This window comes from Pseudomonas sp. TE3-3-F2023 (assembly GCF_036784815.1).
GTDB classification, from domain to species: Bacteria; Pseudomonadota; Gammaproteobacteria; order Pseudomonadales; family Pseudomonadaceae; genus Aquipseudomonas; species Aquipseudomonas pudica.
Genome location: NZ_CP145113.1, coordinates 3,040,500 through 3,056,386 on the forward strand (window position 1 = coordinate 3,040,500; position 15,887 = coordinate 3,056,386).

Genomic DNA, 15,887 nt, shown 5'->3' on the forward strand with positions numbered 1-15,887 from the left:
ATACCGAACCAGTATCTGCGCACGTCAACACTGACTGGGCGCGGGAAGGACCCTGTTGCCCTGTGTCATCTCCGGACAGATCGAGGGCAATTGAAATGGCAGATTTCAGCAAGTCGGACCTGGAGTTCATCCTTCAGCAGATTTTCATCGCCGAAGCCCACGCCGATGGCGCGAGCCTGATCGACCTGCTGCCCAACAGCCAGGTACCGTTCGGCCTGCGCACCGTGGACGGCAGCTACAACAACCTGGTGACCGGGCAGAGTGAGTTCGGCGCCGCCGACAATTCGTTCCTGCGCCTGCTCAGTCCGTCCTTCACCGGCGCCTATGCCGGCACCGGTACGGTCACCGACTCGCAACCACGTACCATCAGCAACCTGATCGTCGACCAGACGGCGAACAACCCGGCCGCAGTCGAAGCCAATGGCGGCGCCGCCCCGGTGATCAGCCCCGGCATCGACGGGGTATTCGGTACCGCTGACGACAAAGAAGTGTTTTTCATTCCCAACGTGTCGCCCGACGTCGGCCTGACCGCCGGCTTCAACGCCTGGATGACCTTCTTCGGGCAGTTCTTCGACCACGGTCTGGACCTGGTGACCAAGAGCAGCACCGACTTCGTGTTCATTCCGCTGCAACCGGACGACCCGCTGTTCGTTGAGGGCAGCCCGACCAACTTCATGGTGCTGTCGCGGGCCGTGCGTACCGCAGGCGCCGATGGTGTGGTGGGTACCGCCGACGATGGCCAGACCAACACCACCTCGCCGTTCGTCGACCAGAGCCAGACCTACAGCTCGCACCCCTCGCACCAGGTATTCCTGCGTGAGTACACGCTCAACGCCGCAGGCGACCCGGTAGCCACCGGGCGGCTTATCACCAACCGTGACCTGGGCGCCGATGGCCGCTTCGGCACTGCCGACGATGGCAATGGTGAAAGCGGTGGAATGGCCACCTGGGCAGTGGTCAAGGCCCAGGCCCGCGACCTGCTCGGCATCAACCTGACCGACGCGGACGTGCACAGCGTGCCGCTGCTGGCCACCGACCCCTACGGCAACTTCCTGCGCGGGCCCAACGGCATGCCGCAGGTAGTGATGCGCGTGAACAATGGCGCCGACGGCATCGCCGGTACCGCCGACGACGTCACCACGCTGGTCGAAGGCAACCGCGACGCGCCGATCAGCCTGGCCAATGCCGTGAGCACCGGGCATGGCTTCCTTGACGACATCGCCCATAACGCCGCGCCGGTGATCGTGAACGGTGTGCTGCAGGCCGACGCCGATACTGCCGTGGGCAACGCACAGCCGGTGGGGCCGGGTGGCAACAACCTGACCTACGACAACGAACTGCTCGACGCCCACTACATCGCTGGCGACGGCCGGGTGAACGAGAACATCGGCCTCACTGCCGTGCACCATGTGTTCCACTCCGAGCACAACCGCCTGGTGCAGCAGACCAAGGACACCCTGTTGGCTTCCGGCGATGTGGCGTTCCTCAACCAGTGGCTGATCGATGATGTCGCTGCCATCCCCACCACGCCCGCCGAAATCGCCGCGCTGGTATGGGACGGCGAGCGGCTGTTCCAGGCTGCCAAGTTCGGCACCGAAATGCAGTATCAGCACTTGGTGTTCGAAGAGTTCGCCCGCACCATCCAGCCGCAGATCGACGAATTCCTCGCCCCCAACGGCTACGACACCTCGATCGACCCGGCCATCCTCGCCGAGTTCGCCCATGTGGTGTATCGCTTCGGTCACTCGATGCTGACCGAGACCGTCGACCGCTTCGACCCGGCATTCGCCCCGGTGAACGGCGACCCGCAGCTCGGCCTGATCGCTGCCTTCCTCAACCCGCTGGCCTTCGCTGGCAGTGGCGCTACCGCCGATGAAGCGGCCGGCGCGATCATCCGTGGCGTCACCCGTCAGCTGGGCAACGAAATCGACGAGTTCGTCACCGAGGCGCTGCGCAACAACCTGCTTGGCCTGCCGCTGGATCTGCCCGCGCTGAACATTGCCCGTGGCCGTGACACCGGCATCCCCACCCTCAACGAGGCGCGGCGCGATTTCTACGCCATGACCGGCGACAGTCAGCTCAAGCCGTACATCAGCTGGGCCGACTTTGCCGACCATCTCAAGCACCCGGCGTCGCTGATCAACTTCATCGCTGCCTACGGCACCCACGCCACCATCACCGGGGCGGACACCGAAGCGGCCAAGCGCGCCGCCGCCGTGGCGCTGGTGCTTGGTGGTGACGGCGCGCCAGCGGACCGCCTGGACTTCCTCAACGGCACCGGCGCCTATGCCAACGTGACACTGGCCGGCGCGGACGGCATCCCCGGCACCGCCGATGACATCAGCGGGGTGACCGTTACCGGCGTCGATGACATCGACTTCTGGGTCGGTGGCCTGGCAGAGCAGAAGATGCCATTCGGCGGCATGCTCGGCTCCAGCTTCAACTTCGTCTTCGAGACCCAGCTGGAAGCCTTGCAGAACGGCGACCGGTTCTACTACCTGGCGCGCACCGCGGGCATGAACTTCGGCACCGAACTGGAGAACAACTCCTTTGCCAAGCTGATCATGCGCAACTCCGATGTCACGCACCTGTCCAACACCGTGTTCCTCACACCGACCTTCACCCTTGAGGTGGACCAGGCTAACCAGTTCACCGGGCTGGGCGCAGATGGCCGGGCCGACCCGACGGGCGGCATCATGATCAACGGCGTCGAAGTGGTGCCGCTGGTGATCCGCGACAACCCCGATACCGTGGGGCCAGACAGCAACTACCTGCACTACACCGGTGAGGACCACGTGGTTCTGGGTGGTACCGCGGCCGACGACATCATTGTTGCTGGCGAAGGCGACGACACGGTGTATGGCGACGGCGGCAATGACACCTTGGAAGGCGGCGCCGGCAACGATGCGGTACTGGGCGGTGCCGGTGACGATATCATCACCGACTCCTTCGGCGACAACCGTCTGGAAGGTAACGACGGCAACGACGTTATCGTCGCCGGCAGCATGTTGGCCGGCGGCAACCTCATTCTGGGTGGCAACGGCCAGGACTTCATCATCACCACCGAAGACATCAGCACCACCTTCGGCGGCCAAGGGGATGACTTCATCCTCGGAGCCAAGACCAACCTGCCGCCTACCGGCAACGAGGGTGACGACTGGATCGAGAAAGGCACGCAGGACGGTGCACCCGGCGACAACTTCGCGCCGCTGTTGGGCGATGAAGTGATCGGCAACGACATTTTCGTCGGTGGTGCTGGCTTCGACGAAATGATCGGCGAGGGCGGCGACGACATCTTCGTCGGCAGTGACGCCCAGGACAAGATGGATGGCATGTCCGGTTTCGACTGGATCATCAACAAGAATGACCAGGTTGGCGTCACCGTCGACCTGACCCTGGCCGCGCTGGCCCAACCCCATGGCAACGCACCGCCCCAGAACACTGGTGTGTTCGAACCGGTAGGCGCTTCGCCAGCCTCAATCCTCGACCGCTTCGCCGAGGTCGAGGGCGTGTCCGGTTCGAACTTCGCCGACGTGCTCAAGGGCGACAACGTCGATGCCGTGACCATCCTCAACCATGGCGGAGCCACCGGCAGTGCCTTGACCAACGTCGCGCTGATCCGGGGTCTGCAACAGTTCCTCGCAGACGCCGGGTTGCCAACCACCGGCTTTGCCACTGGCAACATCATGCTCGGTGGCAACGGCAGCGACCTGATCGAAGGCCGTGGCGGTGATGACCTGATCGACGGCGACAAGTGGCTCAATGTGCGCATCGCCGTGTACGCGCCGGAAGACGTCAACCACACCGGCCCTGAAATCGCCAGCTTCGACAGCATGGTCGACATGATCCCGTTCATGCTCGACCGTACCTACAGCCCCGGCCAGTTGAAGGCCGTGCGGGAAATCCTGCCCGGCACCTCGACCGGTGGCTCGGCCTTCGACACGGCCGTTTTCTCCGGCTTGCAGAACGAGTACGTGGTCACCCAGAACACCCGTGGCACCGCTGATACCAGCGACGATGTGTGGACCGTGACCGATACCGTGGACGGTCGCGATGGTGTCGATACGCTGTTGCACATCGAACGTCTGCAGTTCTCCGACGGCCAGCGCGTACTGGTGGAAGGGCTGAATGCGCAGCCTACCGGCAGCCCGGCAATTACCGACGGCAACGGCGGTGCGATCACCGTGGGCGATGTCCTTACGGTAAACGTGGCTGGCGTGCTGGATGCCGACAACATCAGCGCCGGTAACCCACTGGGCACGCTCGCCGGCCGTTCGGTGTCGTACTACTGGCAGTTCGAGGCCGACCCGGGCAGTGGTGTGTTCGAGGACATCATCCTGCTGCCGGCAGGCGACCTGGCGTTCCAGAGCGCCGACGGCACCACGTTCAAGGTGTCGCCAGACCTGGCCGGGCTGGCCCTGCGGGTCAAGGCGATCTACCAGGATGCCCACGGCACCACCGAAGTGCTGTTCTCCCAGCCCACCGCCGTGGTGCAGCCGGGCGCGCCTGTGGTGCCGACGCCGGCCACGCCGGTGGTGGATGCCACTGCAGGTGGTGCCGGCCTGAACATGGTGCGCTCCGACCTCAACTTCATCCTCGACCAGATCAAGATCGCCGAGGCCGATGCCAGTGGGGTGGACATCCTCTCGCTGCTGCCCAACATCCGGGCGCCGCTGGGCCTGCGGGCGGTGGATGGCTCGAACAACAACCTGATGAACATCAACGGCATCAACAACACCCAGTATGGTGCTGCCGACAACGTCTTCCCGCGCCTGACCGACCCGGTATTCAACCCGGCCGAAGGTGCACCGGCCGGCTTCTTCGGTCCTGGTTCCCCGGCCATTCCGGGCTCGTCGTACCAGCAGACCAGCGGCCCGGTGTTCGATTCGCAGCCGCGCATCATCAGCAACCTGCTGTCCGACCAGACCTCGAATAACCCGGCGGCCTATGCCACGGCGTATGACCCCGGTGCAGACGGCGTGCTCAACTTCGGCACGCCAGGCAATGACGACGTGCTCAAGGACGGCGTGCGCATCGTCGCCAGCCCAGGCATGGACGGCCAGTTCGGCACCGCCGACGACCACGACGTGTACCTGTTCGAGAACACAGCCGCCGATGCCGGTTTGTCAGCACCGTTCAACGCCTGGATGACCTTCTTCGGGCAGTTCTTCGACCATGGCCTGGACCTGGTCAGCAAGGGCGGCTCGGGTACCATCTACATCCCCTTGCAACCGGATGACCCGCTGTATGTGGAGGGCGGTTTCACCAACTTCATGGTGGTCACCCGCGCCACCAACCAGCCCGGCGCCGATGGCGTGCTTGGCACCGCGGACGACGTTCGCGAGCACACCAACACCACTACGCCTTTCGTAGACCAGAACCAGACCTACAGCTCGCACCCCTCGCACCAGGTGTTCCTGCGCGGCTATGTGCTGACTGCCGAAGGCCCGGTTGCCACAGGTCAGTTGATCACCAACCGCGATCTGGGTGCCGATGGCAGGTACGGAACTGCCGACGACACCGAGATCGGTGGCATGGCGACCTGGAAGGTGGTCAAGGCCCAGGCCCGCGATGTGCTCGGCATCAACCTGACAGATGCCGACGTCGACAACGTGCCGCTGCTGGCAACCGATGCCTACGGCAACTTCATCAAAGGGCCCAATGGCTACCCGATGGTGATCATGAAAGGCCCCGATGGCATTGCCGGCACGGTCGACGACCAACAGGTCGAAGGCAACCCGGCGGCGCCGTTAGACCTGACCAACGCCGTCCGTACCGGTCACCAGTTCCTCGCCGACATTGCCCACAATGCCGTACCGGTGTTCAGCGGTGGGGTACTGGTACCGGATGCCGATACCGATGCCGGCAACGCTGTGCCGGTGAACCCGCAGACCGGCGCCAAGCTGGCGTACGACAATGAACTGCTCGATGCGCATTACATCGCCGGTGACGGCCGGGTCAACGAGAATATCGGCCTGACCGCCGTGCATGCGATCTTCCACTCCGAGCACAACCGGCTGGTGGCACAGACCAAGGACACCGTGCTCGATTCGGGCGACCTGGCCTTCATCAACGAGTGGCTGCTCAATCCGCTGTCCGCGCTGCCGGCCAACCAGGCCGAGATCGACGCACTGGTGTGGAATGGCGAGCGCTTGTTCCAGGCGGCCAAGTTCGGTACCGAAATGCAGTACCAGCACCTGGTGTTCGAGGAGTTCGCCCGCACCGTGCAACCGCGTGTCGACCTGTTCTTCGCCCCGACCCAGGTGTATGACGTCGACCTCGATGCGTCGATCGTTGCCGAGTTCGCACACACCGTGTACCGCTTCGGCCACTCGATGCTGACCGAGACCGTCGACCGCTTCGACGTCGACTTCAACGTCATCAGCGACCCGGCCAGCGCCAATCCCGACCAGCAACTGGGCCTGATCGCGGCGTTCCTCAACCCGCTGGCGTATGCCGCCAGCGGTGTCACCCCCGAGGATGCCACCAGCGCCATCGTGCGCGGGGTCACCCGCCAGGCCGGTAACGAGATCGACGAGTTCGTCACCGAGGCGCTGCGCAACAACCTGCTCGGCCTGCCGCTGGACCTGCCGGCGATCAACATCGCCCGTGGCCGCGATGTCGGCATCCCGTCGCTGAACGCCGTGCGCCGCGACATCTATGCACAAACCGGCGACACCCAGCTCAAGCCATACACCAGCTGGGTCGACCTGGTGCAGCACCTGACGCATCCGGAATCGCTGATCAACTTCATCGCCGCCTATGGCACCCATAGCACCATCACCGGCGCCATCACGTTGCTGGAAAAACGCGCGGCGGCCATGGCCCTGGTATTCGGCGGCGAAGGCGCGCCAGCAGACCGCCTGGACTTCCTCAACAGTACCGGCGCCTACGCCAACGTCACCTTGCCTGGCAAGGACGGCCTGCTGGGCACTGCCGACGACCTGCGGGCAGTTACCGTGACCGGGGTCGATGCCATCGACCTTTGGATCGGCGGCCTAGCCGAAGCGAAAACGCCGTTCGGCGGTATGCTCGGCAGCACCTTCAACTTCGTGTTCGAGAACCAGATGGAGAAACTGCAGGACGGCGACCGCTTCTACTACCTGGAGCGTACCGCCGGCCTGTCGATGAATGCCGAGCTGGAAAGCAACTCGTTCGCCAAGCTGATCATGGCCAATTCCTCGGCCACCCACCTGCCGGGCCTGGTCTTCACCGACCCTGGTTACTACCTGGAACTTGACCAGAGCAAGCAGTTCAACGAAGGCCTGGGCAATGCCGACCCACTGGGCGAAAACGGCGAGCAGGTGGTGTTCCGCGACAGCCCGCTGACAGCAGGCCCGGACACCAACTACATCCGCTATGCCGGTGACCAGCACATCGTGCTGGGTGGCACCGACGGTGACGACATCCTGGTCTCCAGCGAGGGTGACGACACGGTCTGGGGCGATGGTGGCAACGACCGCATCGAAGGTGGCGATGGCAACGACCAGCTGCGTGGTGGTGCCGGCGACGACATCATCAGCGACATGGGTGGTGACGACAACATCCAGGGCGGCGATGGCAACGATGTGCTGCACGGTGGTAATGGCGTCAACCTGATCATCGGCGGTTTCGGCAACGACTTCATCGTCACCGGTGAGGACGCCTCCGAAGCCATCGGCGGCCAGGGCAACGACTTCATCCTGGGCAGCAAGGCCAACGAGCAGGACATGGGCAACGAAGGTGACGACTGGATCGAGAAGGGCACCTCGGACGGTGCGCCTGGCGACAACTTCGACCCGCTCGGCAACGACCCGATCATCGGCAACGACGTGTTCATCGGAGGCAACGAGAACGACAAGTTCAACGGTGAAGGCGGCGACGACATCATGGTTGGCAGCCTGGGCTTCGGTGACCGCTACATCGGTGGTTCCGGCTACGACTGGGCGACCTTCAAGGGGCTGGCCCAGGGCGTGACTGTCGACTTCAGCGACCGCTTCTTCGATGTACCGCCGGTACCGGGTTCGGGCGCGTCTACGCTGGTGCGCTTCGACATCATGGAAGGCCTGTCGGGTTCGGCCCATGGCGACTTCCTGCGCGGTGACAGCGAAACTTCTGCCACCTTGCCTACCAATGGCGCCAACGGCAGCGTGCTGACCAACATCAGCCTGATTGACGGCCTGGCCGGCCTGCTGGCTGCCGGGGCAACGTTCTACGACGGTGGCAACATCATCCTCGGCGGTAGTGGTAGCGACCTGATCGAAGGCCGTGGTGGCGACGACATCCTCGACGGTGACAAGTGGCTGAACGTGCGCATCAGCGTGCGCGCCAACAGCGACGGCACCGGCCCGGAAATCGCCAGCTACGACAGCATGGAGCCGATGGTGCCGCTGATGCTCAATGGCACCTACAACCCGGGCCAGCTGGTGATCGTCCGTGAAATCCTGAGCGGCACCGACAGCTACGACACGGCGGTGTTCTCGGGGGTGGCCAGCGACTATAGCGTGGTGGTCGATGGCAACTCGGTGATCGTCACTGACCTGGTGGACGGGCGTGATGGTGTCGACCGCCTGACCGGTATCGAACGCCTGCAGTTCTCCGACAGCGCCCAGGCCTCCGGTGTGGGTACTGCGGTCAACGCCGGCCCAACGGGCCACCTGGCGATCCTCGACGCTGTCACCGGCCTGCGTAACGACACATCGGTCAGCGGTCAGTTGCTGCGGGTTAGCAACCTGGCGGTACACGATGCCGACAATGTCAGCGCCACCAATGCGAGCGGCGCCATCAACGGGCCTGTGGCGTACTATTGGCAAGTCGAGACCCTGCCAGGTTCGGGTGTCTATGAAGACATCACCTTCGTCGCTGCCGGCGAAGTTTCCCGGGCCACCGGCGCCACCTACCGGGTCACGGACGATGTGGCGGGGCTGAACATCCGCGTTCGGGCGGTGTATCAGGACGCCAAGGGCACGCTGGAAATCGTCGATTCGGCGGCGAACAGCGCGCCGACCGCCGGGCCGACCGTGACCGGGCTGCTGGTGCAGAACCAGACGCTCACCGCCAACACGGCGACCATCGTCGATGCCGACGGCCTGAGCAACCCGCAGTTCACCTTCCAGTGGCAGTCCAACCGAGGGCTCGGCTGGGTCAATATTGCCGGCGCCATCAGCAGCACCTTTGTCCTTACCCAGGAACAGGTAGGGCAGAACATGCGGGTGGTGGTCAGCTATGTGGACGACTTCGGCGTGCAGGAAAGCATCGCCTCCGACATCCTCGACCCGGTGGCCAACGTAAACGATGCGCCTACCGGTGCCGTGCTGATCAGCGACACCACGCCAGCCCAGGGGCAGACGTTGACGGCGCTTACCGGCAGTATTGCCGACCTGGACGGGCTGGGGGCGTTCAGCTTCCAGTGGCAGCAAGGTAATGGTACGTCGTTCAGCAACATTGCTGGTGCGACTGCTGCTACCTTCACCCCTGGTCCTTCGCAGGGCCACTTCCAACTGCGCGTGCTGGTGCGCTACACCGATGGGTTCGGCGCTCAGGAAACGTTGACCTCTGCAGCTACGGCGGAGGTGCCGGCGGTCCCAGGCGTGACGCTGGTGGGCACAACCGCTGCAGATACGCTGACCGGTTCGGTGGGTGACGACATCCTGATTGGTCTGGCTGGTAACGACACGCTCATCGGCCTGACCGGGTTCGATCAGTTGTTCGGTGGCGATGGCAACGACACGCTCGATGGCGGTGATGGCAACGATACCCTCGACGGCGGCGCCGGTAACGACGTGCTCAATGGTGGGCTTGGTGCAGATGCGATGACGGGCGGCGCTGGCAACGACACCTTCGTCGTCGACAACGCTGGTGACACTATCAGCGAGGCGGCTGGCGGAGGCTCGGACCTTGTGCAGACCAGCCTGGCAAGCTACACCTTGGGTGCCAACCTGGAGAACCTGAGCTTTACTGGCACCGGCAACTTCATTGGTGTGGGTAATGCCTTGGCCAATACCATCGTGGGTGGTGCCGGCAACGACTTCCTCAACGGTGGCGCGGGTATCGACCAGCTGGTGGGCGGTGCCGGTAACGACAGCTATGTGGTCGACAATGCAGCCGATGTGCTCGTGGAGCAGGCAGGCGGTGGTACCGATCTGGTGCGCACGACGCTGGCCAGCTGGACGCTGGGCAACAACCTGGAGAACCTGACCTACTTCGGCGCTGCCAACTTCGTCGGTACTGGTAACGGCCTGGATAACGTCATCACTGGCGGTTCAGGTAACGACATCCTCACTGGCAACGCCGGCAACGACACACTCAACGGTGGGCTCGGTGCGGACACAATGATCGGCGGAGTTGGTGACGACACCTTTGTCGTCGACAACACCGCAGACATCGTCGTCGAGGTGTTGGGCGGTGGCTCCGATCTGGTGCGCACCAGCCTGGCGAGCTTCACCCTGGCGGCAACCTTGGAAAACCTGAGCTTTACTGGCACCGGCAATTTTGTAGGTGTAGGTAATGGTCTGGCCAACACCATCGTCGGAGGGGCCGGCAACGACTTCCTCAACGGCGGCGCGGGAATCGACCTGTTGATAGGCGGTACCGGCAACGACAGCTATGTGGTCGATAATGCCGGGGACGTGCTCGTGGAACAGGCAGGGGCAGGTACCGACTTGGTGCGTACGACGCTGACCAGCTGGACACTGGCCAATAATCTGGAGAACCTCTCCTACTTCGGTGCCGGCAACTTCGTCGGAACCGGTAACGGCCTGAACAACGTCATTACCAGCGGCTCGGGCAATGATGTCCTGAACGGTGGGGCAGGCGCAGATACCATGACAGGGGGGGCCGGCAACGACACCTATGTTGTCGATAACGTGGGTGACACTGTCATCGAGGCTGCTGGCGGTGGCACGGACCAGGTGCAGACCAGCCTGGCAACCTACACCTTGGCCGCGACCCTCGAGAACCTGACCTTTACCGGCACCGGCAACTTCACTGGTGTGGGTAATGCCGTGGCCAATACCATCGTCGGCGGAGCCGGCAACGACTTCCTCAACGGTGGTGCGGGTATCGACCAACTGGTGGGCGGTGCCGGCAATGACAGCTACGTGGTCGAGAATGCCGGGGATGTGATCGTGGAACAGGCCGGCGGTGGTACCGACCTGGTGCGCACGACGCTGACCAGCTGGACGCTGGGCAACAACCTGGAGAATCTGAGGTACTTCGGCGCCGGCAACTTCACCGGTACCGGTAATGCCCTGAACAACGTCATCACCGGTGGTTCAGGTAACGACACCCTCAACGGTGGCGACGGCAACGACAGCCTGGATGGTGGCCTCGGTGTCGACATCCTGGACGGCGGGGCAGGCAACGACACGCTGTTCGGCGATGATGGCAACGACATCCTGTCGGGTGGTAGCGGAAGTGACTTCCTCAACGGCGCAGCTGGCGATGATACGGTCAACGGCGGTGCGGGCGATGACACGATGATGGCCACTGATGGCAATGATGTCTTCCAGTTCGCCGCAGGCTTCGGCAATGACCTGATCATCAACTTCGATAGCGATGCGACGGGTGGGCAGGACCTGCTGGATATCACTGCCTTCAACATCACCGCGGCTACCTTTGCCGCCAACGTTACCATCGCCGATGACGGCGCGGACACGCTGGTCAGCATCGGTGCTACCGACTCCATCCGCCTGGTGGGAGTGGCGGATGCAACCACAGTGACTGCAGCGGACTTCAACCTGTCGGTTTGAGGAACTGAAGGGGTAAGCTGTTGGCTTGAAATGCGCGCACTGCCGCTCCTGCAGGATACCCCCTGTAGGAGCGGCCTTGTGTCGCGATGGGCCGCAAAGCGGCCCCATGTCGCACGCAGTTACTTGATGAACCGCACCTGGCTGTTGATCTTCTCGATCACCGCCCCCTTGCGTTCGTTGAACCGGGCCTTGTTCTGCTCGAACAGGTTGTTGCCCTTGGTGTCGATGGAGACGATCAGCGGGCCGAACTCGCGCACGCGGTTCACCCACAGCGTCTCCGGCATGCCCAGGTCCTGCCATTCCGCCCGCTCGATCTCTTCCACCTGGGTCGCTGCCAGCACCGCGCAACCGCCCGGGAACACTGCATGCACTGCCATGTTCTCCAGGCAACCGGTCGTGGTTTCCGGGCCCATGCCGCCCTTGCCGACGATCAGCTTGACGCCGGTCTGCTCGATGAACTGCTTCTCGAACTTTTCCATGCGCATGCTGGTGGTCGGGCCGATGGAGACCATCTCGAAGCTGCCATCGTCCTTCTTCCTGACGATGGGGCCCGCGTGGAAAATCGCGCCGCCACGCAAGTCGACCGGCAGCTCGCGGCCCAGCTCGATGAGCCGGCGGTGGGCAACGTCACGGCAGGTCACCAGTTGGCCGGTGAGGTAGACCACATCGCCCACGTTGAGGTTGGCCAGGTCTTCGTCGCTGATAGGTGTGCTCAGGATCTTTTTCACAGTACTACCCCTTCGTGCGAGAGGATGTCGTAGGACAGGTCGGCGTTGATGCGGATCTTGCCGCGGCGGTGCGCCCAGCAGCCGGTGGACACCGCCACACCGATGGTGGACGGGTGGCGGGCCGAAGACTCGATGTTCACGCCCATCACGCTGCTGTTGCCGGTAAGGCCCTGCGGGCCGATGCCGATTTCGTTGAGGCCTTCCTCCAGCAACTTTTCCATCATCGCCGCGCTTTCGTTGGGGTGGCTGGAGTCCACTTCGCGCAGGATGGCCTTCTTCGACAGGCGTGCCGCTGTCTCCACCGAGGTCGATACCCCTACACCCACCAGCAGTGGCGGGCAGGCATTGACACCGCGCGAGGTGATGACATCGAAGACGAACTCGGTCACCCCTTCATAGCCTTGCCCCGGCATCAGTACCTTGGCCGAGCCCGGCAGGGTGCAGCCACCGCCGGCCATGTACACGTCGATGATGGCGTAGTCGGCATCGGGGATGATTTCCCAGTCCAGCCACGGGATTTTCGAGCCAGTGTTGGTGCCGGTGTTCTTCTCGATGAAGGTTTCCACCGCATTGTGACGCAGCGGCCCCTGGATGGTGGCTTCCCTGGTGGCGTTCTCGAGGATGCCTTCCATCTCGCCCAGCAGCGGGAAGCGCGCGCCTGCCGAGACGAAGTACTGGATGACGCCGGTGTCCTGGCAACTGGGCCGGTTGAGCTTGTCGGCGTATTCCTGGTTGTCGGCCATCGAGTCGTACACGGCGATGGCCAGCGGGTTGGTTTCGGCGGCGCGCAACTTGGCGGTCTTTTCCTTGACGTCGCGGGGCAGGCGCTTGCCGATATAAGCGGTGAACTTGGCCATCACGTCGGTAAGCGATGACACGGCTGTTTCTTTGTCCATGATTATTTCCTCACTGCATCACAAGGCGGGTTCTTTTTGCTGATTTTCGAAAGGTCAGGGTGCGGGTGTGCCGGCCTCCATGCGTGCGAGGGCAGGGTGCGGCGCAGCGGCTTCGCGTTCGGGGTCGGCCGGCAGCTGGCCGTCCAGGGCCTGGGCCATGCGCTGCTTGTCCAGCGCACCCACCCAGCTGGCGATGGCCACGGTGCCGACCGCGTTGCCGATGGTGTTGGTGATGGCCCGGGCTTCGGACATGAAGCGGTCCACGCCCAGCAGCAGGACCATGCCGGCGACCGGGATGTTGTCCATGGTCGCCAGGGTCGCGGCCAGGGTGATGAAGCCCGAGCCGGTTACGCCTGCAGAGCCTTTGGAGGTGAGCAGCAGCACACCCAGCACGATCAATTGGTCCATCAGGGTCAACGGTGTGTTGGTGGCCTGGGCGATGAAGATGGCGGCCATGGTGTAGTAGATGCACTGGCCGTCCGGGTTGAAGGTAAGGCCCGAAGGGATCACCAGGCCGACCACAGGCTTGGACACGCCAGCCTTTTCCAGCTTGTTCATCAGTTGCGGCACCACCGACTCGGATGAGCTGGTACCCAGTACCGTGAACAGTTCTTCCTTGAGGTACTTGAGGAACTTCCACAGGTTGAAGCCGCACAGCCGGGCAATGGCGCCCAGCACCACCACCACGAACAGGAAGCAGGTCAGGTACATGGTCGCCATCAGCTTGCCCAGCGAAACGATCGAGCCCAGCCCGTACTTGCCCACGGTGAAGGCCATGGCCCCGCAGGCGGCCAGCGGTGCCACGCGCATGATCATGCCGACGATGAAGAACATGCCGTGGGAGAACGCTTCAAGCACATCCACCATTGGCTTGCCGCGCGGGCCCAGGTGGGAGAGGGCGATGCCGAACAGGGTGCTGAACAGCAGGATCGGCAGGATCTCGTTCTTGGCGAAGGCATCGGTCACGCTGCCGGGTATCACGTGCAGCAGGAAGTCGATGAAGCCGCCGCTGTTGCCGGCTGCCGCGGCGGTGTAAGTGGAGATGCTCTTGGCATCCAGGGTGGCAGGGTCGACGTTCATGCCCTGGCCGGGCTGCACGATGTTGACCACCACCAGGCCCAGTACCAGGGCAAAGGTGGACAGCACTTCGAAGTAGATCAGCGCGCGCACGCCGACACGGCCGAGTTCCTTCATGTTTTCCATCTTGGCGATGCCCAGCACCACCGTGGCGAAGATGATCGGGGCGAAGACCATCTTGATCAGTTTGATGAAGGCATCACCAATGGGCTTCAGGTCAGCGCCAACCTGTGGCCAGAACACCCCGATCAGCACCCCGAGGGTTACGCCGATCAATACCTGTACGTAGAGCTTGCCGAACAATCGCTTGGCCATTGCCGTCTCCGAATTATTGTTGTGAGTCGGATTTATCTGGCGGCCGGGCTGCTCGTGAGGGTGCAGGTCACACCTGGCCTTGGCGGCCGAAGAGCCCAGCTTTGTTGTGGTTAATCACGCAGGGCAAAAGGTAATGGTTTTTCAAAAATGCTGTAATACAATGAAATTCAACTCATTATTTCCCCCAGGTTAATTATGAATCCGGTATCGGAGCTGGCGTTCTTCACCCAACTGATCAGGGTGGGAAGCCTGGCGGGCACTGCTCGCGAACTGAACCTGACCCCGCCAGCTGTCTCCAAGCGCCTGGCGCAGCTGGAACAGCGCCTGGGCGTGCGCCTGCTAAACCGCACCACACGCAGCATCAGCCTTACCGCCGAGGGCGAGACTTACCTGGTGAATGCCAAGCGCATACTGGGCGAGATCGAGGAAATGGAGCGGCAGGTGTCCAGCAGCCGCGCCGAGCCCAAGGGCTTGCTGCGGGTCAATGCGCCGCTGGGCTTTGGCCGAACTCACGTGGGGCCGGCGGTGTCATCGTTTGCCAAGCGCTACCCCGAGGTGGAGGTGCAGTTGCACCTGACCGACCGCCCCATTGCCCTGCCGAACGACGCCATAGACGTGGGCATCCGCTTTGGCGAGCTGCCCGACTCGCGGCTGATCGCCCGCAAGATTGCGGCCAACCGCCGGCGATTGTGCGCGTCGCCCGGTTACCTGGAGGCCCACGGTACCCCTGAGGCGCCGAAGGACCTGGCCAGCCACAACTGCATCGTGTTGCGCCAGAACGACGCCGCGTTCGGTATCTGGCGGCTCAGCCGCGGCAAGCAGAGCGAGTCGGTGAAGGTGCATGGCAGCCTCAGCACCAACGATGGCGAGGTCGCCCTGAACTGGGCGCTGGACGGGCAGGGTATCCTGCTACGGGCCGAGTGGAACCTGGCCGACCACCTGCGCAGCGGGCGCCTGGTGGAAGTGTTGGGCGATTACCAGACGCCGCCTGCGGACATTTATGCGGTGTACCTGGAGCGCCTCAACCTGTCGGCCAAGGTGTCGTGCTTCGTCGAGCACCTGAGGGCGTTCTTCCGCCAAGGCGACAGCCGGGCGGCGTGGCAGTAAGGCCGTGCCAGGAAGTTGGCAAGCACTGCAATTGC

The 15,887-nt window shown here is 63.4% G+C and carries 5 protein-coding genes; 2 read left to right on the top strand and 3 right to left on the bottom strand.

Going from position 1 to position 15,887, the window contains the following annotated elements; all coding sequences use genetic code 11:
• Positions 1-95: 95 nt before the first annotated feature.
• A complete protein-coding gene (locus V3314_RS13840; RefSeq protein WP_338459115.1) occupies positions 96-11,729 on the top strand; it encodes a peroxidase family protein in 11,634 nt (3,877 codons plus the stop codon).
• A gap of 119 nt (positions 11,730-11,848) precedes the next feature.
• Here the strand turns inward: V3314_RS13840 and ttdB are convergent, their stop codons facing one another.
• The 3 genes from ttdB to V3314_RS13855 are packed head-to-tail and all read right to left on the bottom strand — an operon-like array spanning position 11,849 to position 14,745.
• A complete protein-coding gene (ttdB, locus tag V3314_RS13845) occupies positions 11,849-12,457 on the bottom strand; it encodes a L(+)-tartrate dehydratase subunit beta (protein ID WP_338459116.1) in 609 nt (202 codons plus the stop codon).
• Positions 12,454-13,353 (bottom strand): L(+)-tartrate dehydratase subunit alpha, encoded by a 900-nt coding sequence (gene ttdA / locus V3314_RS13850; protein ID WP_080958421.1) that lies wholly within the window; start codon positions 13,351-13,353, stop codon positions 12,454-12,456. Before ttdA ends, ttdB begins: the two co-directional genes overlap by 4 nt.
• 54 nt (positions 13,354-13,407) lie before the next feature.
• Entirely contained in the window at positions 13,408-14,745 is a 1,338-nt protein-coding gene (locus V3314_RS13855; protein WP_135002155.1) for a dicarboxylate/amino acid:cation symporter, read from the bottom strand.
• 195 nt (positions 14,746-14,940) lie between these two features.
• On the opposite strand from V3314_RS13855, the gene V3314_RS13860 reads away from it, so the two are divergent.
• On the top strand, positions 14,941-15,852 hold the full coding sequence (locus V3314_RS13860; protein WP_046613996.1) for a LysR substrate-binding domain-containing protein: 912 nt from the start codon (positions 14,941-14,943) through the stop codon (positions 15,850-15,852).
• Positions 15,853-15,887 lie beyond the last annotated feature (35 nt).